Origin of the sequence: Bradyrhizobium sp. R2.2-H (assembly GCF_004346455.1) — a bacterium.
Lineage (GTDB): Bacteria > Pseudomonadota > Alphaproteobacteria > Rhizobiales > Xanthobacteraceae > Bradyrhizobium > Bradyrhizobium diversitatis.
This window is the reverse complement of the sequence record NZ_SMBR01000001.1, coordinates 428847-450071: the sequence shown is the minus strand read 5'-3', so window position 1 is coordinate 450071 and position 21225 is coordinate 428847. Positions and strand designations below refer to the sequence as shown.

At 65.9% G+C, this 21225-nt stretch carries 21 protein-coding genes; 15 read left to right on the top strand and 6 right to left on the bottom strand.

The window, feature by feature from the left end; translation table 11 throughout:
- Positions 1-5: 5 nt before the first annotated feature.
- The 3 genes from EDE08_RS02185 to EDE08_RS02175 all read left to right on the top strand — a co-directional run bounded on the left by EDE08_RS02185 (position 6) and on the right by EDE08_RS02175 (position 2182).
- Positions 6-281: a hypothetical protein gene (locus EDE08_RS02185; protein WP_131866721.1), complete on the top strand. Its 276-nt coding sequence runs from the start codon at positions 6-8 to the stop codon at positions 279-281.
- 396 nt (positions 282-677) lie between these two features.
- Positions 678-1655: a lytic transglycosylase domain-containing protein gene (locus EDE08_RS02180; RefSeq protein WP_131866719.1), complete on the top strand. Its 978-nt coding sequence runs from the start codon at positions 678-680 to the stop codon at positions 1653-1655.
- Between the two features lie 68 nt (positions 1656-1723).
- Positions 1724-2182: an NUDIX hydrolase gene (locus tag EDE08_RS02175; protein WP_131866717.1), complete on the top strand. Its 459-nt coding sequence runs from the start codon at positions 1724-1726 to the stop codon at positions 2180-2182.
- A 10-nt stretch (positions 2183-2192) separates the two neighbouring features.
- Here the strand turns inward: EDE08_RS02175 and EDE08_RS02170 are convergent, their stop codons facing one another.
- Positions 2193-3176, bottom strand: coding sequence for a Bug family tripartite tricarboxylate transporter substrate binding protein (locus tag EDE08_RS02170; protein ID WP_131866715.1), 984 nt, complete (start codon positions 3174-3176; stop codon positions 2193-2195).
- 17 nt (positions 3177-3193) lie between these two features.
- Positions 3194-3478, bottom strand: a complete 285-nt coding sequence (locus tag EDE08_RS02165) for a hypothetical protein (RefSeq protein WP_131874984.1) — start codon at positions 3476-3478, stop codon at positions 3194-3196.
- 128 nt (positions 3479-3606) lie between these two features.
- On the opposite strand from EDE08_RS02165, the gene EDE08_RS02160 reads away from it, so the two are divergent.
- On the top strand, positions 3607-4209 hold the full coding sequence (locus EDE08_RS02160) for a hypothetical protein (RefSeq protein ID WP_131866713.1): 603 nt from the start codon (positions 3607-3609) through the stop codon (positions 4207-4209).
- The gene (locus EDE08_RS02155) at positions 4206-4475 is read left to right on the top strand and encodes an HGGxSTG domain-containing protein (RefSeq protein WP_082821971.1); all 270 of its coding nucleotides are present in this window, start codon (positions 4206-4208) and stop codon (positions 4473-4475) included. The genes EDE08_RS02160 and EDE08_RS02155 overlap by 4 nt, the downstream gene beginning before the upstream one ends.
- A 73-nt stretch (positions 4476-4548) precedes the next feature.
- Here EDE08_RS02155 and EDE08_RS02150 read toward each other — a convergent pair whose 3' ends face one another.
- Positions 4549-5229 (bottom strand): TetR/AcrR family transcriptional regulator, encoded by a 681-nt coding sequence (locus EDE08_RS02150; RefSeq protein ID WP_131866711.1) that lies wholly within the window; start codon positions 5227-5229, stop codon positions 4549-4551.
- 144 nt (positions 5230-5373) lie between these two features.
- Between EDE08_RS02150 and EDE08_RS02145 the strand changes: the two genes are divergently transcribed.
- The 8 genes from EDE08_RS02145 (at position 5374) to EDE08_RS02110 (ending at position 14969) form a co-directional block, all read left to right on the top strand.
- Positions 5374-7662: a TonB-dependent siderophore receptor gene (locus EDE08_RS02145; protein WP_245524674.1), complete on the top strand. Its 2289-nt coding sequence runs from the start codon at positions 5374-5376 to the stop codon at positions 7660-7662.
- A 21-nt stretch (positions 7663-7683) separates the two neighbouring features.
- Positions 7684-8814 carry a PepSY-associated TM helix domain-containing protein gene (locus EDE08_RS02140; RefSeq protein WP_131866709.1) on the top strand — a complete coding sequence of 377 codons (1131 nt, stop codon included), beginning with the start codon at positions 7684-7686 and terminating at the stop codon, positions 8812-8814.
- Between the two features lie 20 nt (positions 8815-8834).
- Positions 8835-9002: a hypothetical protein gene (locus EDE08_RS02135; RefSeq protein WP_245524673.1), complete on the top strand. Its 168-nt coding sequence runs from the start codon at positions 8835-8837 to the stop codon at positions 9000-9002.
- A 104-nt stretch (positions 9003-9106) separates the two neighbouring features.
- Positions 9107-10351 carry an MFS transporter gene (locus EDE08_RS02130; protein ID WP_131866705.1) on the top strand — a complete coding sequence of 415 codons (1245 nt, stop codon included), beginning with the start codon at positions 9107-9109 and terminating at the stop codon, positions 10349-10351.
- Positions 10352-10384: 33 nt separating this feature from the next.
- Positions 10385-11578, top strand: coding sequence for a M20/M25/M40 family metallo-hydrolase (locus EDE08_RS02125; RefSeq protein ID WP_131866703.1), 1194 nt, complete (start codon positions 10385-10387; stop codon positions 11576-11578).
- Positions 11579-11726: 148 nt separating this feature from the next.
- On the top strand, positions 11727-12815 hold the full coding sequence (locus EDE08_RS02120) for a mandelate racemase/muconate lactonizing enzyme family protein (RefSeq protein WP_131866701.1): 1089 nt from the start codon (positions 11727-11729) through the stop codon (positions 12813-12815).
- Between the two features lie 187 nt (positions 12816-13002).
- On the top strand, positions 13003-14151 hold the full coding sequence (locus EDE08_RS02115; RefSeq protein WP_131866699.1) for an amidohydrolase: 1149 nt from the start codon (positions 13003-13005) through the stop codon (positions 14149-14151).
- 95 nt (positions 14152-14246) lie between these two features.
- Positions 14247-14969 carry a DUF72 domain-containing protein gene (locus EDE08_RS02110; protein ID WP_131866697.1) on the top strand — a complete coding sequence of 241 codons (723 nt, stop codon included), beginning with the start codon at positions 14247-14249 and terminating at the stop codon, positions 14967-14969.
- Between the two features lie 241 nt (positions 14970-15210).
- On the opposite strand, the gene EDE08_RS02105 is transcribed toward EDE08_RS02110, so the two are convergent.
- From EDE08_RS02105 to EDE08_RS02095, 3 genes are all read right to left on the bottom strand, one after another.
- Entirely contained in the window at positions 15211-16398 is a 1188-nt protein-coding gene (locus EDE08_RS02105) for a CaiB/BaiF CoA transferase family protein (protein ID WP_131866695.1), read from the bottom strand.
- Positions 16399-16467: 69 nt separating this feature from the next.
- The gene (locus EDE08_RS02100; protein WP_131866693.1) at positions 16468-18123 is read right to left on the bottom strand and encodes a CopD family protein; all 1656 of its coding nucleotides are present in this window, start codon (positions 18121-18123) and stop codon (positions 16468-16470) included.
- A 7-nt stretch (positions 18124-18130) separates the two neighbouring features.
- The gene (locus tag EDE08_RS02095) at positions 18131-18493 is read right to left on the bottom strand and encodes a copper resistance CopC family protein (RefSeq protein WP_061878327.1); all 363 of its coding nucleotides are present in this window, start codon (positions 18491-18493) and stop codon (positions 18131-18133) included.
- Between the two features lie 338 nt (positions 18494-18831).
- Between EDE08_RS02095 and EDE08_RS02090 the strand changes: the two genes are divergently transcribed.
- Together EDE08_RS02090 and ftsH are read left to right on the top strand one after the other, a co-directional pair.
- Positions 18832-19110 carry a hypothetical protein gene (locus EDE08_RS02090; RefSeq protein WP_131866690.1) on the top strand — a complete coding sequence of 93 codons (279 nt, stop codon included), beginning with the start codon at positions 18832-18834 and terminating at the stop codon, positions 19108-19110.
- A 245-nt stretch (positions 19111-19355) separates the two neighbouring features.
- Positions 19356-21197, top strand: a complete 1842-nt coding sequence (ftsH, locus tag EDE08_RS02085; RefSeq protein ID WP_131866688.1) for an ATP-dependent zinc metalloprotease FtsH — start codon at positions 19356-19358, stop codon at positions 21195-21197.
- Positions 21198-21225: the final 28 nt, after the last annotated feature.

Genomic DNA, 21225 nt, shown 5'->3' with positions numbered 1-21225 from the left:
TAGGCATGTTCAAAGAGGAATCGCCCATCGCCTATGACGCGCCGGCCGAATTGAAGAAGTGGCCGTCGCTGAAGGGCGAGAGGCTGAAGGATCGGGGCCCGCCCTATCTCGTCTACAACGGCACGCTCGCCGAATGCGTCCGCGAGCTCATGGGCAAGCCGATCAAAGGCATCTCACTCTACGACATCATGACGACGCCACAACCGGCGTTCCAGCAGACCGTGCTGTCGCCCGGCGATGCCGCCGAGATCGCGATGCGCAAGGATTTCCCCAAGGACTAGTTCGAGGCGCGCCTCGCTGTGGGCCGCGTGCCGCGCTTGACGTTCTCGCCGATCACGCGAGCGTCCCAATTGGTCAGCGATGCGACCCTCGCTCGCTGCTGTCAGCTTGTCCCACTTCCGGGGCTATTGCTCTAGTCGGACGCGATACCGTTCTGCTCCGCGAAGACCTTGCCGATGAGCCACAGCGAAAATCACCGCGCAAAGCATCGATCGCATCGTCATCGCACATCCCCCTCGCAAGCGGCCGAGAGTCGCGGGAGTTTCACTTCGGGAACACCGTATTAGCACCGAAGGAACCGACGAGATCGCAGCTTTGCCGCAATCGGACGGTTAAGAACTCCTTGTCGCCGGCGCGTCGCCGACCGTTCATCCCACAGTTCGAGGTTGTCTCCGCAAATGCGATTTGTCGTCGCGGCTTGCGCCGCATTCCTGATTCTGATGTGCGACCTCGATCCGTCGACATCCCGGCAAGCATCATCGTCCCACACCACCATTCTTCAGAACATTCATGCCTCGCGACTTGTTCCGGTGGTCGAACTCTTCGTCGCCAGCGTGCAGGCCATCGAGCTCGCGAACGCGCACGCTGCCCATGAGCAGGTGATCGAGCAGGTGATCGAGCCGCCGCGCGCCGTCGAGCCGGCGGTACGGGCACCGGATTCACCAACCGAACAATTCTGTCACGCGCTTCGTGAAGCCGCCGAGGCCAGCGGCATTCCCGTGCCGTTCTTCGCGCGCCTGATCTGGCAGGAGAGCCGCTTCAAGTCCAACGAGGTCAGCCATGCCGGCGCGCAGGGCGTCGCGCAATTCATGCCGGAGACGGCCGCGGAGGTCGGGCTCGACGATCCCTTCGATCCGATGAAGGCGCTGCCGGCGTCGGCAAAATTTCTGCGCAAACTTCGCGACGATTTCGGCAATCTCGGCCTTGCCGCAGCCGCCTACAACGCAGGTCCCGGCCGCATCCAGAAATGGCTGGCCCGAGAGAGCGGGCTGCCGCGCGAGACGCGCGACTATGTCCGCATCATCACCGGCACCAAGGCCGAGGACTGGATCGAACGCTCCGAAGCACTCGCGATCCGGATCGACCTGCCGCGTGAAGCGCCGTGCGAAGGCATCGGCAGTCTCTCCAAGGCCAAGGACGTCGCCTGGGTTCCGGTCAACCTGACGGCTTCGGTCGCGAGCATCATTCGCAAGGCCGAGCAGATCGCCGCTCGGGCGACGACGAACCGCGCGCATAAGCGGTTTGCAACCCGGCAACGGAACAAGGCCGCGGCCCACCGCAAGGGACGCAGCATGATCGCGGCACGCGCCGCCGGCAAGAGCGCAAAGGCGCGCGCCGTTCGCTTCGCATCGGGCGATCGGCCACCCGGCTCGTGATCGGAGCCCGCTTGCGCGGCTCCACGTTTCCGGAGAGAAAGCCGGAGCGCTGCTGCACGGAACCTGCCATGCCATCGAGGAGCGCCGGGATCATCGCCTATCGAAAGCATCGGATGATCGAGGTGCTCCTCGTTCATCCCGGCGGGCCGTTCTGGCGCAACAAGGATCTCGGCGCGTGGTCGATTCCGAAGGGCGAGTACGCGGACGCAGAGGATGCGGAAGCCGCCGCGCGACGGGAGTTTGCAGAGGAGCTCGGCCTCGAGGTGACGGTGCCGCTGATCGCGCTGGGTCAGGTCAAGCAACGCGGCGGAAAGGTTGTCACCGCGTTCGCGGCCGAGCTCGACATCGACACGGCCAGCATTCGCAGCAACACGTTCGAGATGGAATGGCCGCCGCGCAGCGGCAAACGGCAGACGTTCCCGGAGGTCGACCGCGCCGCATGGTTCACGCTCGAAGCGGCGCAGCAGAAGATCAACGCCGGACAACGTCCGCTGCTTGACCGGCTGGCGCAGCTGATCGGCGGCTAGTGCCTCGCGCCTACTCCGCCTTGATGTTCGCGGCCGCGACGACTTCGGCGAGCTCCTTCGTCTCCTTCGCGATCTTCGCGGCGTAGTCGACGGGGCTGAGCACGCTGACGACGCCCTGCGAGCCGAGCTTCTCCGCAACCGCGGGATCCTTGGCGGCAGTGACGATCTCCCGGTGCAGCGTCTCCAGGATCGGCGCCGGCGTCGCCTTCGGCATGAAGAAGCCGACCCAGAACGAGATGTCGAAGCCGGGATAGCCGGCTTCCGCGACGGTCGGCACGTCAGGCAGCGCCGGCAACCGCTCGGCCGACGACACCGCGAGCGCGCGCAGCTTGCCGGCCTTGACCAGCGGCACGGCGGAGAGCGGGTCGAACACCGCCAGCACCTCCTGCGCGAGGATGCCGACCTCGGCGGCCGAACCGCCGCGATAGGGCACGTGGATCATCTTGATGCCGGCCTTCTGGCCGAGCAGCTCCATGGCAAGATGTGCGAGATTGCCGTTGCCGCCCGAACCGTAGGCGAGCGCGCCCGGCGCGGCCTTGGCCGCGGCGACGAGATCGGCGACGGTCTTGATGTTGGCCGTCTTGGGATTCTCGGGATTGACGACGAGCACGAGCGGCGCCGAGACGACGGTCGTCAGCGGCGCGAAGTCTCCCTGCGGGTCGTAGCGGGCTTCCTTGAACAGCGTCTTGTTCAGCGTGATCGTGGACGAGTTGCAGGCGAGCATGGTGTAGCCGTCCGCGTCCGCACGCGCGACGCCTTCGGCGGCGATCATGCCGTTGGCCCCGGCGCGGTTCTCGACGACGAAGGGCTGTCCGAGCTTGTTGCTCAGGCGATCGCCGACGATGCGCGCGACCACATCGACCGGGCCGCCCGCGCTGAAGCCGACCATGACCTTGACCGGCCGCACCGGGTATTTCTGAGCCAGGGCCTGCGTCGACGCCGCAGAGGCGCACAATCCGGCGATGACTGCCAGCAGGCGGACCGTTCGTTGCATTCGTTCTCTCCCAGGCCTCACAGCGCCGCTTGTGCATGTTTGTTGGTGCGACGCATTCGAGGATCATGAATAGCGGCCACGCCGGATTTCGCAATCGCGTTCGGGCGCCGGCATTCCGTCGCACGGCACGTACGCGCCGATTCCAAAACAAAAGCGCGAAAACAACCCCATGCACAGTAGGCCGCCCCTTTCAGAACAAAGGCTTGCGCAGGGCCGTGGAAATTTTTCGGATTTACAAAATAAATTCTGCCGCGTCGGGCAAAACAGTGGCATAATGGCATCATCGCAACACGCGTGAGCATCACGGCCTGCCCATCGCAGCCGTCCCGACGTGGTTGCGCCCAAACCCTTCATCGACATCCCGAAATCCGCGTTCGCGCGCAGCAGCGAACGGCCGTTCGCGCCTGCGCCGCCAGAAGGACCACAGCACATGACGACAGCCCTCTCGCGTCCCATCACTTCGCCGCTCGCGGCAAACGATCGCAGCGCCCCCGCCGTGACCCCGCGCGTCAAGCTCTACAAGCGGCGTATCGCGATCAGCCATCCCGACTCGCAGGCCGGCGAGCGGCTGCTGGCCGAGGCGCTCGGCGCCGCCGACCGCGATGCGATGCACGGCATCTTGAGGCAATTGGTCAAGGCCAGCGTGGTCGGCCAGACGCCGGATGAGGCCAATCTCGCCTTCATGATCTCGACGATCAGGAGCATCGCGCCGAAGGATTCCATCGAGGCCCTGCTGGTGGCCCAGATGGTGTCGGTGCACATGGCCGCGATGCGCTGCGCCTGCCGGCTCGCCTGCACCGACGATCTCGCGCAGCAGGAGGGCATCGCCCGCGCGTTGACCCGGCTCTCCCGCACCTTCGCCGCCCAGGTCGAAGCGCTGAACCGCCACCGCAACAGCGACGAGCGCGCGATTACGGTGCAGAACCTGTCGGTGCAGGACGGCGGACGGGCGATCGTCGGCAACGTCACGCAGCATGCGAGCGTACTTGTCTCGGACGCAAACTCGGACGCAATGCAAGCAGCGAACCGATGACCGGCGACCACGCCCGCAACACGGCGTCGATGCAGTCAAGCCTTCGCTGCGGCGCGATGACCCGCAATGGGACTAGCTGCCGCGCACCGGCCATCAAGGGTAAGCAGCGATGTCGCATGCACGGCGGAGCGCGGCGATCGGGAGCGCCAGGAGGAAACCGGAATGCATGGAAGCACGGGCTGTTTACCAGGGATGCGATTCAGGAACGAAAACGTATCGATTCTCTGCTGGATGAGGCGCAGCAATTGCTGAAAGAGATGACCTGATCTCCGAAGTCGCGTCCTGCTGCGGCCGCGGCAGCACATCAAGTCCGGCCCGCCGCCGGCAACACGGCAGCCCTCACCCGTCCCGCCGACCGGCAGCTCCCCCCAAGAATAATTTCCACGCCTTCTCGAAATACAGCTTCCGCTCCCTGGGCGAGGCGAGCGGCTTGTATCCGAACATCGCCAGCGTGGTCGGGCCCACGATGATGCTGTTGATGAGAAAATCGGTCAGGAAATTGACATCGCCCGGAACGATGTGCCGATCCGCCTGGGCCTTCGTCACCAATGTTCGCAGCAGAGACATGATGGCATCCGGCTCCGGCGCGGCATGACTGCCGGCGGCAACTAGGCTTTCGCTGGCGGCGATCCTCTTGAAGGCAACCAGTTCCGGATCGAGATTGATGTCGAGCAGGAGGCTCGTCAGCTCCTTGAGCTGCGCGAGGCTGTCCTGGCTCGACTGCCTCACCTGAAGGTCGCCGAGGCGCGCCATGATGCGCCCACGGCTTCGGTCGAGGACTGCATCGAAAATTGCGCGCTTCGACGGATAGCGCCGGTAGATGGTGTCCTTGCCTGCGCCGCACTCCGAGACGACTCGCTCCATGGATGTCGCGGCATAGCCATCCCGGGCGAATAGATCCGCGGCCACCGCAAGGATCCGGTCCTCGATCGCCTGCGCCTCTGCCTTGGTCGGTCGCCCGCCACGACCTTCGCCGATGCGCCTCTTCGTGCGCTTGCCGGTCTTGACTGCCTGCTTCATGCCTTCCCCTGCGCGATCCGGAATCGCTTCTGGACTTTTAATAGTTCTAAATACTCGAAAAAGCCAACCTCATAACTGGACACTATCGTCCCGTTTTGTTTTAACCCTGCCCGCCGGATTTGGGGTGGGGTTTTGACGATGGGAATGACGGGGGGATCGCAGCGGGTTCTGCAAGGTGCGGCACTGCTGCTTGGCTCGACTGCCTTTCTTGCGCTGGACGGGCCGACATTTGCGCAGAACACCGCGCTGCCGCCGGTGACGGTGGACGCGCCGCAGGCGCAGCGGACGGCCCGGAACGTGACATCGCAGCGACAGCAGAGCGCGACACGGCGCAGCAACCGGTCGAGGACGAGCTCCGACGCGCCGGCGAGGGCCACGCCCGCCGCGGCTGCATCGGCGACGGCCCGACAAGACACGCGCGACCAGATGGTTGCAACCAGCCAGTCGACGGCAACGAAGACCTCCACGCCGGTGCTGGAAACGCCGCAATCCGTCACCACGGTGACTCGCCGGCAGATCGACGCGCAAAATCCGCAGACCGTCGGCAATGCCCTGCAATACACGGCAGGCGTCCTCTCCGAGCGCGACGCGACCACCCGCTATGACAGCGTGTTCCTGCGCGGCATCGGCGGCTTCGGCACCTCCACCAATTTCGTCAGCTTCCTCGACGGATTGAAGCTGCCGCGCGGCCAGGCTTTTGCGGTCACGTCGATCGACGCGTTCCTGCTCGATCGCATCGAGGTCATCAAGGGCCCCTCGGCCGTCCTGTACGGGCAGATCAGCCCCGGCGGTCTCGTCAATCTGGTCAGCCGCCAGCCGAGCGACATTTCCTATAACGAAGCGCGCATCGAAGGCGGCAGCCACGGCCGCGTCCAGGGCGGCATCACCAGCCAGGGCGCATTGGATGCCGCGCATCAATGGCTCTACAGCATCAGCGCGATCGGCCGGATGTCCGGCACGCGTTACGACGACGTGGACGAGCAGCGCTTCGGCGTAGCGCCGGCGATTACGTGGCGCCCGGATGCCGATACGCAGCTGACGGTGTCCGGCTTCTACCAGCGCGATCCGAAGGGCGGCTATTTCAACTCGCTCTATCCGCAGTCGCTGGCGCCGGCAGCGTACCGGCCGTACCTCAATCGCAACCTGAACATCGGCGATCCCGGCTTCGATCGTTTCGAGCGCGAGCAATCGGGCGTCGGATATGTGTTCGACCGCCGCCTGAACGACGTCGTGAGCTTCCACTCGGCCCTGCGATACTCCAAGGTCGACACCGATTTCCAGTCGCTGCAGATGGCGGGCCCGCTGACCGCGGCCGGGACCATCCCCCGCGCGGCGATCCGGTCGATCGAGAGCGCCGACGGCATCGCCGCCGACAACCGCCTGCGCTTCGACTTCCGGACATCGGCTGTCGAACACACCGTGCTCGCCGGCTGGGACCAGCAGAATTCGCACAGCTCGTGGCTCTACCAATTCGGCGGTGCGACGTCGCTCGATGTCGTGAACCCCGCCTACTACCAGCCGGTGGGAACGCTGTTCCCGTTCATCAACAACGACCAGTCGCTGTCGCAGACCGGACTCTACGTCCAGGACCAGATGAAGTTCGGCGGCTTCCGCCTGACGCTCGGCACAAGGCACGACTGGACCGAGCAGAGCAACGACAACCGTATCTCCGCGACGAAAACGTCGCAGGAGAGCGACAAGCAAACCTATCGCGCCGGCCTGCTCTATCTGTTCGACAACGGCCTTGCTCCCTATGTCAGCTATTCGACGTCGTTCGAGCCGACCATCGGCGTCGGTGCCGACGGCCTGCCCTTCGTTCCCACGACGGGGGAGCAGTATGAGGGCGGCCTGAAGTACAAGCCGGCCTTCGCCGACATGCTGTTCACGGCGGCGGCAGTGTTCGACCTGCGCCAGCAGAACACGCTGACGCCGTCCGCCATACCGGGCTTCAGCGTGCAGCAGGGCGAGATCCGCTCGCGCGGTGTCGAGCTGGAGGCGCGCGGCAAGCTGACCGAGAACATCGAGATCATCGCGGCCTCGACCTTCCTCGACACCAAGGTGACGAAATCGACCGATCTCACAGCGATCGGCAAGCGCCCGCAAGCCGTGCCGACGCATTTCGAATCGCTCTGGGCCAACTACAGCTTTCTTACCGGCGGCCTTGCCGGCCTGACCATCGGCGGCGGCGTGCGTTCGGTCGGCCCGAGCTATGGCGACGACATCAACAGCCTGGTGTCGCCGGGATACGTCGTGTTCGATGCCGCCGTGCGATACGATCTTGCCAATCTCGTGCGAGCCTGGAAGGGCGCGGAGGTCACGCTCAACGTCACCAACCTGTTCGACAAGAGCTACTACACCAGCTGCAGCTCCAATTTCTACTGCCAGTTCGGAAATGGCCGCCTCGTGCTGGCGGGCCTGCGCTACAGGTGGTGATCGCATGATGTTGTGCCGGCCATGACGGCGAAACGGCTGCGATGGTGGTCCTGGATTCACAAGTGGAGCAGCTTGATCTGCACGATCTTTGCGCTGCTGCTGTGTCTCACGGGGCTGCCGCTCATCTTTCACGAGGAGCTGGGACCGAATCCGGCGATCGACGAGGTCGTCGAACCCGGCGTCCGCGCGTCAGTGGACAAGATGATCGCCGAGGCACTCGCCGAGCGGCCGGGTGAGGTAGTGCCTTATCTGTTCTACGATCGCGACAAGCCGATGGTGAAAGTGCCGACGGCCGCCAGCATGACGTCCGCTCCTGACACCTTCTTCTACAAGGTGTTCGACATCAGGACCGGCAAGGCACTCAGCGTCGATCAGCCCAACGAAGGTTTCCTCTACGTCATGCTTCGGCTCCATGTCGATTTGTTTGCCGGCATCAAGGGCACGCTATTCCTCGGCGGCATGGGGCTGGTGCTGACCGTTTCGATCCTTTCGGGCATGGTGCTGTACGGGCCGTTCGCGCGGCGCCTCAGATTCGGCGAGATACGCAAGCGGCACAGCAACCGGCTGCGCTGGCTCGACCTGCACAATCTGCTCGGCATCATCACGCTGGCCTGGTCCGGCATCGTCACGCTGACGGGAGTGATCAATACGCTGGCGGGGCCGATCGAGCTGATGTGGCAGTCCAACCAGTTGCTTGAGATGGCCGCGCAAAACCGCGGGCAAGCGCAGGGCGATCGCAAAGCTCCGGTTGATCTGGTGCTCGCCAATGTCCGCGCGGCCGTACCGGGGATGACTGTCACGACGCTCGCCTTTCCCGGCAGCCCGTTTTCAACGCCAACCCACTACGCGGCGTTCCTGACCGGGGATACGCCGCTCACGAGCCGCATTCTCAAGCCGGCCATCATCGATGCAGCCAGCGGCGAGGTCGTCGCGGTGCGCGACATGCCGTGGTACGCGACCGCGTTGTTCGTGTCGCAGCCGCTGCATTTCGGCGATTACGGCGGCCTGCCGCTCAAAATCATCTGGGCCGTGCTCGATATCGTCACCATCGTCATCCTGGCCAGCGGCCTCTATCTCTGGCTCGCGAGATGGCGGACAAGCCGCGCGGCCGCGGCCGACATGCGAGCGGCCTCGACGGGGTTCGCCCGATGACGTCGAGGCGAACACTGTGGATGATCCCCGCGTTGCTGGCGCTCGTGACGCTGCTCGGCCTGCTGGCCGCCTTGATCGGCGAAGGCGGCATCTGGTGGCCGCTTTCGTGGGCGACGCTGGCTGTTCCCTGCGTCTGCAGTCTCTATTACCTCGTTCGGGGCTTGATGCCGCCGCCTCAAAAGCCCTGACGTCAGGTCAGGCGGCCCCCGCGCCGACGCTACACCTTTCGCCATTGGCGGCCTCCCGCAAAATCGTGTAACCCGGCCAAAACCCTTGCCGGGACGAAACGCTCATGACCAAAGCCGCCAACGACGCGGGCACCGCCACCCGCGCGCTGATCTTCGCGCTGGTGGCGCTTGCCTGCGGCCACATGCTCTCGACCTTGCTGCGCACCATTCCGGCCGTGAGCCTCGATCTGATGGCGGCGGATTTCCATATCGAGCCGCAGGCGCTGGCGAGCCTCACGTCGATCTATCCTTTCGCCTTTGCGGCGGCGCAGATCCCGGTCGGGGCGGCGATGGACCGGTTCGGCGTGCGGCCGGTGTCGCTGAGCCTGCTCGCGGGGACCGTGTTCGGCGCGGTCGCGTCGGGGTTTGCGACGGGGCCGGAAAGCTTTGCCGTCGGGCAGCTGCTGCTGGGCGTTGCCACCTCGGGCATGCTGATGTGCCCGATGACGCTGGCGGCCAAGCAATTGTCGACGGCCCGCTTCGGGCTGTGGTCGGGCGCGATCCTCTCGATCGGCAATATCGGCATGCTGCTGTCGTCGAGCCCGCTCGCTTTCGTGGTGGACGCCTACGGCTGGCGCGCCGGATTCTGGATGTCGGCGATCGGCGGAATCGCGGTGGCGCTTGCGGTGTTCGCGCTGGTCCCACACCAGCCGGCCGAGCACAAGGACGAGGCCTCGCCGCTGACGCAGATGATCGAAGTGCTCAGGCTCGGCCTCTCGCGCCCGCTGCGCGGGCTGATCGCGCTGGCGCTGGTGTCGCTGGCAACTTCGCTGGTGCTGCGCGGCCTGTGGGGCGGGCCGTGGCTGATGGACGCCAAGGGACTCTCGCGGGTCGAGGCCGGCAACCAGCTCGGCGCGTTCACGCTGGCGATGATCGCGGGCCCCCTGTGCATCGGCATGATCGACCGCAGGCTCGGTCGCCGCCGCGCGCTGGTGGCGGGCTCGCATATGGCCGGGGCGGTGCTGCTGGCGCTGATGGCGTTCGGCGCGCCGCATCATGCGGTCTCCACACTGTTCGGCCTGCCCATGATGCCGCCGCAATACGACCTCGTGCTGTTCGTGCTGATCGGGCTTGCGACCTCCGCCCAGCCGCTGCTGTTCGGCATGTCCAGGCAGCTGGTGGACGCGCAAGTCGCGGGCAAGGCGCTCGCCGCCGTCAACCTCGCCTTCTTCCTCGGCGCGGCGCTGATGCAGTCGGTGACCGGCGCGGTGGCGGCGCTCGCGGGCTTGCCGGCGGTGCTGCTGTTCATGGCTGCCATGCTGGCGCTCGGTGTGCTGATCTTCTTGGCTTACACCTCGCGGGGCCCATAGGATGACGCACCCCGCTCGCCAAAGGAATCACTCATGCCCGTCGACACCAAGGCCGCCACCGACCGCCTCATGCGCTTCCTCGCCGTCGAGGGCGTGACCGGACAGGAGGCGGCGATCGGGCGCGAGCTTGCCGCCGCGCTGAAGGAGGCCGGCGTGCCGGCGAAGGCGATCCGGCTCGACGATGCCAATACCCGCATTCCGGTGCCGACCGAGACCGGCAACCTCATCGTCGACCTGCCCGGCCGCGGCGCGCTGCACAACCAGCCGCGCATCATGTTCATGACCCACATGGACACCGTGCCGCTCTGCGCCGGTGCGAAGCCGAAGAAATCGGGACGCAAGATCGTCAACGAAGCGAGGACCGCGCTCGGCGGCGACAACCGCTGCGGCTGCGGCGTGCTGGTGACGCTGGCCGCCGAGCTCGCCAGGCAGAAGCTCGATCACCCGCCGATCACGCTGCTGTTCTGCGTGCGCGAGGAGAGCGGGCTCTATGGCGCGCGCCACGTCAAGCTGGACGAACTCGGCTCGCCCGTGATGGCGTTCAACTATGACGGCGGCGCCGCCTCGAACGTCGTCATCGGCGCGGTCGGCGCCGACCGCTGGAGCGTCGAGATCTTCGGCCGCGCTTCGCACGCCGGTGTCGCGCCGGAGCGCGGTATCTCCGCGACCATGATCATGGCGCTCGCGCTTGCGGACGTGAAGGCCGGCGGCTGGTTCGGCAAGGTGGTGAAGGGCAAGCGGCAGGGCACCAGCAATGTCGGCCCGGTCACCGGCGGCGAAGGCCGCCCGGCGGGCGATGCCACCAATGTCGTCACCGACTACGTGCATGTGCGCGGCGAAAGCCGCAGCCATGACGGCAAGTTCTTCAAGGAGATCACCAAGGCCTACAAGGCCGCGTTCGAGAAGGCGGCCAAGAAGGTGACCAGCGCGCAGGGCAAGTCCGGCAAGGTGAAGTTCAAGGCGGAGACCGATTATTACCCGTTCCGCATGAAGGACAGCCAGCCCGTGATCAAGCGCGCGGTCGAGGCCGTGTCCGCGGTCGGCGGCACGCCGAACGTGCGCACGGCCAATGGCGGCCTAGATGCCAACTGGATGGTCCGCCACGGCATTCCGACCGTGACGTTCGGCGCAGGGCAGAACGAGGCGCACACGGTCGACGAATGGATCAATCTCGACGAATATGACCGCGCCTGCGCGCTGGCGGTGCAACTCGCGACGATGCGGTGAGTTGCGTCTGGAGGGTGGGTTAGCCCTGGGCTGCGCAAAGCGCAGTCACGGGGCGTAACCCACCTCTTCTGCTTCCGCGGATATGAAGAATGGCGGGTTACGCCTTCGGCTAACCCACCCTACGAAACAAGAACAAAAGGGAGGCACCATGCCGCGCATCGCGAACACCGAGACCGGACTCTACCGGATTCCCCTCCCCGTCACGCTGTCCGACTCCACCCATGGCGAGATCGCGGCGTTCGAGCTGATCACCTGCCGGATTCGCGATGCCGACGGTGCCGAGGGCGTCGGCTACACCTATACGGTGGGACGCAATGGCGGCGCGGTCGCCGACATTCTCAAGCGCGAGATCCCGCCGCTGGTCGAGGGACGCGAGGCCGACGATACCGAGGCGCTCTGGCATCATGTCTGGTGGGCGCTGCATTATGGCGGGCGCGGCGGGCCGGCGGTGCTGGCGCTTTCGGCGCTCGACATCGCGCTGTGGGATCTGAAGGCGCGGCGCGCCAAGCTGCCGCTGTACCAATTGCTCGGCGGCTTCGATGCGGGCGTGCCATGCTATGCCGGCGGCATCGACCTCGACCTTTCCGTCGATGCCCTGCTCAAGCAGACCGACGGCAATCTCGCCAAGGGCTTTCGGGCCATCAAGATGAAGGTCGGCCGGCCCGACCTGAAATCCGACGTCGCGAAGGTCTCCGCGATGCGGCAGCATCTCGGCGACGGTTTTCCGCTGATGGTGGACGCCAACATGAAATGGACGGTCGAGGAGGCGATCCGCGCCGCCCGCGCCTTCGTTCCCTATGACCTCACCTGGCTTGAGGAGCCGATCATTCCCGACGACGTCGCGGGCCATGTGCGCATCATGCAGGCCGGCGGCGTGCCGATCGCGGCGGGCGAGAATCTGCGCTCACTGTGGGAGTTCAAGAACTACATCGCCTCAGGCGCGGTGTCCTATCCCGAGCCCGACGTCACCAACTGCGGCGGCGTCAGCACCTTCATGAAGATCGCGCGGCTCGCGGAAGCGTTCAACCTGCCCGTCACCAGCCACGGCGCGCACGACATCACCGTGCATCTGCTCGCGGCCTGCCCGAACCGCTCCTATCTGGAGGCGCACGGCTTCGGGCTCGACAAACATATCGAGCATCCGCTGGTGCTGAAGGACGGACTTGCGCGCGCGCCTGATAGGCCGGGGCATGGCATCAACTTCGACTGGGCGGGGCTGGCGAAGCTGGCGGGGTAGAGCACGCCGTCGTGCCCGGGCTTGTCCCGGGCATCCACGTTCTTTGTGCCGAGAGGAAGACGTGGATGGCCGGGTCAAGCCCGGCCATGACGATGTGGCTGCACGCGAGCCATTCGCTGGCGCAGGATGCGTCAGCCCGACAATCCGTTATGGTGGCAGTAATCGACACCCTGCGAGAGACACCCGCTTGACACCCGAACTGCACCAGAAACTGACCGCGTGGCGCCGGCACCTTCATGCGCACCCGGAGCTGTCGCTCCAGGAACAAGCCACCGCCGCTTTCGTGCAAGACAAGCTCGCCGAGCTTGGCATTCCCTTCGAGGCCGATATCGGCGGGCACGGCATCGTCGCGACGTTGACGCGCGGCCACGCACGGAGCCGCGTCGGGCTGCGCGCCGACATGGATGCGCTGCCGATCACCGAGGACACCGGCCTGCCCTATGCTTCAAAGACTCCCGGTGTGATGCATGCATGCGGCCATGACGGGCACACCGCCGCGCTGCTGGGCGCGGCCGCGCTGCTTGCCGCCGACAGCAGCTGGAGCGGCACGGTCGATTTCATCTTCCAGCCGGCGGAGGAGGGCTTTGGTGGCTCGCGCGCGATGGTCGCGGCCGGGCTGTTCGACCGCTTTCCGATGGAGCGGATATTCGGCTTCCACAACTGGCCGGGCCTTGCCGCCGGCACCATCGCGGTGCACGACGGCGTCGTCATGGCTTCCGGCGGGCGCATCACCATCACCATCGAGGGACATGCCGGGCACGCCGGCATGCCGCATCTGACGCGCGATCCTGTCGTGGCGGCCGGTCATTTGATCGTGGCGCTGCAATCGATCGTCTCGCGTAGCGTCGATCCGCTCGACACCGCCGTGCTGTCGCTCTGCACGATCGAAGGCGGCACCGCGCCGAACCAGATCGCCGGGCGCGTCACCCTCCGCGGCACGCTGCGCTACCATCGCGAGGCGGTCAAGGACGTCATCCTCGATGGTATCGAGCGCAGCTGCGCCGGCATTGCGACCAGCTTCGGCGTCAAGGTCACGCCCGAGATCGTCTGGGGCGTGGGTGTCGTGATCAACACGCCTGATGAGGCGGAGCTCGCGCGCATCGCCGCGGAGAAGGTGCAGGCGCCCGTGCGGCGCGACCTCGCGCCGAGCATGGCCGGCGAGGATTTTGCCCACTATTTGCAGCAGCGGCCGGGCGCCTTCGTCTGGATCGGCAATGGCGAGTTGCGTGACGGCGCGGAGCTGCACGGTCCGCGCTATGATTTCAACGACGCAATCCTGCCCGTCGCGTCCGGCTGGATGGCCGAAGTGGCCAAGGCGGCGCTGGCCTCGAACTAACTCTGTTCCGGTCCTGCGTAGATCAATCCGACGAGCAACGTATCGGCGGCACGGGCGTTCCCTCCCGGCACATGGCAAGGGATGGCACGTAAGACATGGCGCGCGTTCTGATCGGAACTTCCGGCTGGCATTACGCCTCCTGGCGCGGCCCGTTCTTTCCGGAGGGCGTGACGCTGAAGGAGCAGCTGCGCTACTACGCCGGGCAGTTCGACACCACGGAGCTGAACGGGGTGTTCTACCGCACGCCGACGCCGGAGGCGGTGACGGGATGGCGCGAGCAGACCGGCCGCGACTTCGTGTTCGCCTGGAAGGCGTCCAAATTCATCACGCACTGGAAGCGGCTGTCCGACCGCTCCGTCAACAGCCTCGAGCTCCTGGAGGACCGCATCTCCGGGCTCGGCGGCAAGGCCGGCCCCATCCTGTTCCAGCTGCCGCCGCAATTCGAGGCGAACGCGGACAGGCTCGCCTCCTTCTTCAAGCTGCTGTCGCGCAAGCGGCGCTACAGTTTCGAGTTTCGTCATCCGAGCTGGTATCAACCGCGCATCCTGCGGATGCTGGCCGACGAGAATATCTCGCTGTGCCTGTCCGACCATCACGATGCGCCGGCGCCGTGGAAGCGCACGGCGGATTTCGTCTATGTGCGCGGACACGGCCCCGGCGGGCGCTATCACGGGCACTACACCAAGACCACGCTGGGGCAATGGGCGAAGCGCATCAAGTCCTGGAAGCGGCAGGGCTGCGACGTCTACGTCTATTTCGACAACGACCAGAAGAGCGCGGCGCCGGCCGATGCAAAGGCGTTGAAGCAGCTGCTGTGACGCCCAAAGCGCGATGGAATGAGGCTTGATCGCGCAACGATGGAGGTGCGCTCCCTCTCCCGCTTGCGGGAGAGGGTTGGGGAGAGGGTGCTTTCGCAATGGGACAATCCCCAAGAGGAGAAAGCCCTCACCCGGCGCGCGGGACGATGCTTCGCATCGCCCGGACGCGCCGACCTCTCCCGCAAGCGGGAGAGGTCGCACCGAGCCCGTGGTAATCGATTCAACCTAAAACCATTCCGCTCTAGATGATGCCGCCTTGCCGGAGCGCTGCGATCGTTGCGCTGTCATAGCCGAGTTCGGCGAGAACGAGATCGGTGTGCTCGCCGAGCGTCGGCGGGCGGCTCACGATTTCGCCCGGCGTTTCCGACAGCCGCACCGCGGCGCGGGCGACCGGCGCCTGCTTCGGCAGGCCCGGATAATCGACGTCCTGCATGAAGCCGGCGGCGCGAATGTGCGGATGATCCAGCGCCTGTTGCGGTGAGAGCACGGGGCCGGTCGGAATCATCGCCTGGCCCAGCGCATCGACGGCCTCCTGCGTGGTGCGCTCGGCGCACCAGCGCGCCATCCGCTCGCTGATGATGCGGCCGTTGTTGCCGCGGCTGATATCGTCGGCAAAGCGCGGATCGTTCAGCCACACCTCCTCCTCGTCCATCAGCCTGGCCCAGCGCTTGAACAGCGGATGACCCGTCACCTGGCACAGCACCCAGCCGTCCCGGGTGCGGTAGATGTCGGCGGGAGCCGCGGTCTGGCCGAGATTGCCGGTCGGCACGCGGTTGACGTCGATGACGGCCTGCTCGATCAGCGTCGCATTGGTGAAGGACAACGCGGTTGCGAGCAGCGCGCCCTCCACGATCTGCCCGCGCCCGGATTTGCCGCGCTCGATCAGGGCGGCGAGCGTGCCGAACGCGCAGTGCAGCGCGGTGCCGAAATCGACCCAGTTCACCGCGGCCCGGTACGGCGGATCGCCAGCGCCGGTCATGTACACCGATCCCGACATCACCTGCCCGACGCCGTCGAAACCGACGCGGTCGGACCACGGCCCCGGCCCGCCGAACGCGGTCGCCGTGGTCAGGATGATGTCCGGCTTGATCGCCTTCAGCGACTCATAATCGAGCTTCATCGCGCGCAGGGTCTGCGGCGGCAGATTGGCGACCACGACGTCCGCGGTCGCGACCAGGCGGCGCATCACCTCCTGCCCTTCCGCCTTCATCGGATCGAGCGTGATGCACTTCTTGTTGCGATTGACCTGGAGAAACAGCGCGCCTTCGCCGCCTTCACCCACCGGCGCCACGAAACGATCCTCGCTGCCGTCGCGCTTCTCGACCCGGATGACCTCGGCCCCGAACTCGGCCAGCAATGTCGCGCAATAGGGCCCGGCGATATAGCGCCCGAAATCGAGCACGCGCACGCCCTCCAAGACTCCTCGCATCGGCTTCTTCCCCGGTGTTTTGCTTAAGAATTACAGGGAATGATCGCCGCGGCAAGATGGCGCCGGCGCTCAGGCCTCGCGGTAGTCCAGCAGGACGAGCCCGACCAGGACGAAGGCGACCGGCCAGATCCACGCCGCGACGCCGCGGACGCGGCCGTCGAGCCGCAATTCGAGCCAGCGCGCCCAGCCCGCGGCGATCCCGCACAGCGCAAGCGGCGTGTGGCTCATCTCGATCAGGAGCTGGTCCTTGATGTTGGCGATGGCATGGGAATGCGTGAGCAGGAGCGCGCCGCCGAGCGCGGTCGTCAGGGGGAACACCAAGGCCGCGCGTCCGGCCTTGTCGCCGCGCAGCCGCACGCGCCATTCGAACAGTCCGAATACTGCGATCAGCACCACGAAGATGCGGTGCTGCGCCACCTCGGGATCGCGCAGCGATTCGAAGAATCCGGCCGGCCCGAGCGGCCAGGCCTGCTCGTCGGCGCGGAGGAGCAGGAAGGCCGCCATGCCGAGAAACAGCAGCGGCCAATGCCTCGCCCAGCGGCCCCAGCGAAACCGCTCGATCAAGGCGAGCAGGCCGATCAGCACCACGAAGACGCCGGCCCAGTGATGATTGTACTCGGACCAGGCGATGTCCTCGGCGTTGCGCGGCAGGATCGTGCCTTCGCCGGGAACGTAGGCGGCCGGTGCGCTGCTGCGGCCGGCATCGGCCAGGGTGATCCTGGCCTGGAGTTGCGCGATGGTCAGCTTGTCGTAGTCCGGGCTGGTCAGGCGCGGCGGCCATTGCGGCGCGGCGCGCTCGGCGATCTCCTGCCAGCTCAGTCGGTCGCGCGGCAGATCGACGCCGGGCGGCAGCGACGTCAGCGACGCAGCCGCGAGCAGAACGGTGAGACCGATGCCGACCTCGACCTCGGCGAAGCGCTTGAGGCGGAGGATCGGCGTTGCGGGGTCGCGCCGCAGCCGCTCGACCAAGAGATAATTGCCCGCGCCAAGCGCGAGCAGCATCAGCAGCAACCCGATCTTGGCGAGGAGCATGACGCCATAGGCGGTGCCGTAGATCGCCTCGATCGAGCCGATGTAATCGAAGGCCATGACGAGGCCGCCGCCGACGATGGCCGCGACTGCGGCCATCGACATCAGCGAGTAGCGCCGTGCGATGAGGCGCCAGTCGGAGGGCACCTTGCAGCCGTTCAGCGCGATCAGGAAATAGGGGAGCCCGCCGATCCAGATCGCGGCGCCCAGCATGTGGCCGGCATCGGACAGGAGCAGCGGCCAGCTGAGGACCGGCCGGCTCGCCGCGTGGGTCAGCCGGGTCTGCATCGCGAGCGCGAGCAGCGCAAGCGCGAGGAGTGCCAGGGATCGCAGACCCTGCGCGCGTCCATTTGCCAGCACGGCAAGGCCGAATGCGCTCGCCGCAATGACGAGGCCGGCCCGGGCGAAATCGGCACTGATCGCCTCGCGCCACGACACCTGAAGCGTCCCGACCAGCGCGGCGGCATTGAGACCTAGCGAAGCGATGGTGAGGAGCGCCCAGGCGAAGGCGCTGACCTTCAGCACCGTCAGGCATTTCTCCTCGATCGTGAGACCGAACACCGACAGCTGCGGCTGCAGCGGCCACCACAACAGCATCTGAAAGGCAAGACCGCCGAGCGTGAAGGCTTGGGCGATCAGGATCAGGCCGCGCAGAACGACCGACAGATAGCCGAAGATGTCGAGAAACAGGTACAAGGCGAGGTCAATGAACGATGAACGGAATGTCGCCGCGCGTGATGTGCCCGTCGACGCTCAGCACCTGCCAGCGCAGGCGCCATGCGCCGCCGGAAAGCCGCGTCGCCTCGGCCTTGAGCTCGTCGGCCGGCGCATTGGCCGCGGGCGTCAGCGCCTGCGTGGCGCCGTTCGGCGCCAGCAGCGTCAGCTTGGAACGGGCGCGATCGATCCTGCTGTTGAAATGCAGGCTGATCGCGACGGCGTCCCCCGAGACGGTCGCACCGGCCGCCGGCGATGACGACACGATGATGGCGTGTGCCGAGGCTGCATTCGGGTCGGCAAGACACCAGATGGCGGATAGAAGGATCGCGATTCGAACGAATACGCGCATGGTTGGTCACTCGCTGTCGGCAGCCGTCCCGCCACTGCACCGCCCCCGGCGCGTGGTCCGTGCCTATGTTGGAACCGCGGCGCACTTCGCCAAGGGCGCGCGAGCCGCCAGCCGGTTACAATCGACGGAAAAGGATCGGCTGTTGCCGCCGCGACACACCGGCCGCCGCAAAATGCCGATGCGGGAGGCACGCGTCGAGCCAAGCACGGAGACTTGAAGTCGACGCGAGCAATTCTAAGTCAAACACAGCCGAACCCGCAGGTCCGGCGATATCAACACTGATGCTGAGGTTAGGAAAAGCCCGTCGCTTGCGCGGGCATATGTTCGAGGGAAGGCACATGAGAAAGCTTGCTCTTGCAATCGCCGCGGCAGCAACGCTCCTCATTGGAACGGTTGCGCCGGCCTCGGCCCACTGGCGGGGCCATCATCACTGGGGTGGTCCAGGGATAGGTCCGGCCGTGGCGCTCGGCCTGTTCACCGGAGCACTGGCGGCGGCGACCGCACCTCCGGTCTACTATGCGCCGGTCTATGGTCCACCGGCATATTACTACGGACCGCGATACTATCGGACCGTCCGCTATTATCCGGCGGCATACCCCTATTGGTATCCCTGGTAAGCCGAGAATAAGGCCCCGGCCTGCAGCCGGGCATTGTCGCTGCCTCACATCCCGATCGCCTGAACACGGCCCTTGCGAATGCGAGTGCCTCCAACCCGAGCCCGATGGTCTGCCCGGAACAGAAGGCAGCGGGAGAAGTTCTGTGGATAGGATGCAGTTCCGGACGCGTGCCGGGCCCGAACGGGCGCGCAACAATGCGCTTCGACGTAGCCCGGCCGCGTAACACGATCGGATCTGGTTCTCGCATGAACAAGAATGTCCGTTTCAATCTCGGATATGCTGTCGCGGCGATCTTCGCGGTCTTCTTGATTCAGTATCTGATCTCCGCGGCGCACCAAATCGCGGTGATCCCCTACAGTGAATACCAACAATTGTTGCGCCAGGGGAAAGTCGATACCGTCGGCATCTCCGACCGCACCCTGCAGGGCACACTGAAGGAGCCGCTGCCTGGCGGCCAGAAGCAATTCGTCACCACGCGCGTCGACCAGGACGTCGCGCAGGAACTGGAGAAATACAACGTCCGCTTCACCGGGCAGATCGAGAGCACGTTTCTGCGCGACCTGTTGTCGTGGGTCATGCCCGTGCTGCTGTTCTTCGGCATCTGGTGGTACATCGGCCGCCGCATGGCCGAGGGCGGCGGGATCGGCGGCGGGCTGATGGCGATCGGCAAGAGCAAGGCCAAGGTGTATGTCGAATCCGATACCGGCGTCACCTTTGCCGATGTCGCCGGCGTCGACGAAGCCAAAGACGAGCTTCGCGAGGTCGTCGATTTCCTGAAGAACCCGACCGATTATGGCCGGCTCGGCGGCCGTATGCCGAAAGGCGTGCTGCTGGTGGGACCTCCGGGCACAGGCAAAACCCTCCTTGCCAAGGCCGTCGCCGGCGAGGCCAGAGTGCCGTTCTTCTCGATCTCGGGCTCGGAGTTCGTCGAGATGTTCGTCGGCGTCGGCGCCGCGCGTGTGCGGGACCTGTTTCAGCAGGCCCACCAAAAGGCGCCGGCCATCATTTTCATCGATGAGCTCGATGCGCTTGGCCGCGCCCGCGGCATCGGCCCTTTCGCCGGCGGCCACGATGAGAAGGAGCAAACGCTCAACCAGCTGCTGGTCGAGCTCGACGGTTTCGATTCGCGCTCCGGGCTCGTCATCCTCGCCGCCACCAACCGGCCGGAAATCCTTGACCCTGCCCTGCTCCGTGCCGGCCGCTTCGACCGGCAGGTGCTGGTCGACCGACCCGACAAGAGGGGCCGCATCGAGATCCTCAAGGTGCACATGAAGAAGGTGCGGCTGGCGGACGGTGTCGATGCAGACGCCGTTGCCGCACTCACCCCGGGTTTTACCGGCGCGGACCTTGCCAATCTCGTCAACGAAGCGGCGCTTCTGGCGACACGTCGCGCTGCCGAGGCGGTGAGCATGAGTGACTTCAACAATGCAGTCGAGCGCATGGTCGCGGGCCTCGAAAAGCGCAACCGCCTGCTCAACGCCAAGGAACGCGAGATCGTCGCCTATCACGAGATGGGGCACGCCCTCGTCGCGCTCTCACTGCCGGGGACCGATCCAGTGCACAAGGTCTCGATCATCCCGCGCGGCGTGGGCGCGCTCGGCTACACCATCCAGCGACCGATCGAAGACCGGTTCCTGATGACGAAGGAAGAGCTGGAGAACAAGATGGCGGTGCTGCTCGGCGGCCGCGCCGCGGAGCTGATCGTGTTCGGGCACTTGTCGACCGGCGCAGCCGACGATCTGCGCCGCGTGACCGACATCGCCCGCAGCATGGTGACGCGCTACGGCATGTCCGAGAGACTGGGCAGCGTCGCCTATGAGCGTGATCCCGGCAATTTCCTTGCCGGCGCCGACCGCCCCTATCCGGTTCGCGAGCGCGACTATGCGGAAGAGACTGCGGCCGCAGTCGACCGCGAGGTGAAAGCCATCGTCGACCAGGTCTTCCAGCGCACTCAGGGCATCCTGAGCACACGGCGGCCGATCCTGGACCGCGCCGCGAAGAAGCTCTTGGAGAAGGAGACACTCGAGCAGAGTGATATCGATGTGCTGATCCGCGAGATGCCCAAGGAAGCGCTGCGCGCCATCTAGGGTTCGCGCCGGCGTTCAACACGCGCCC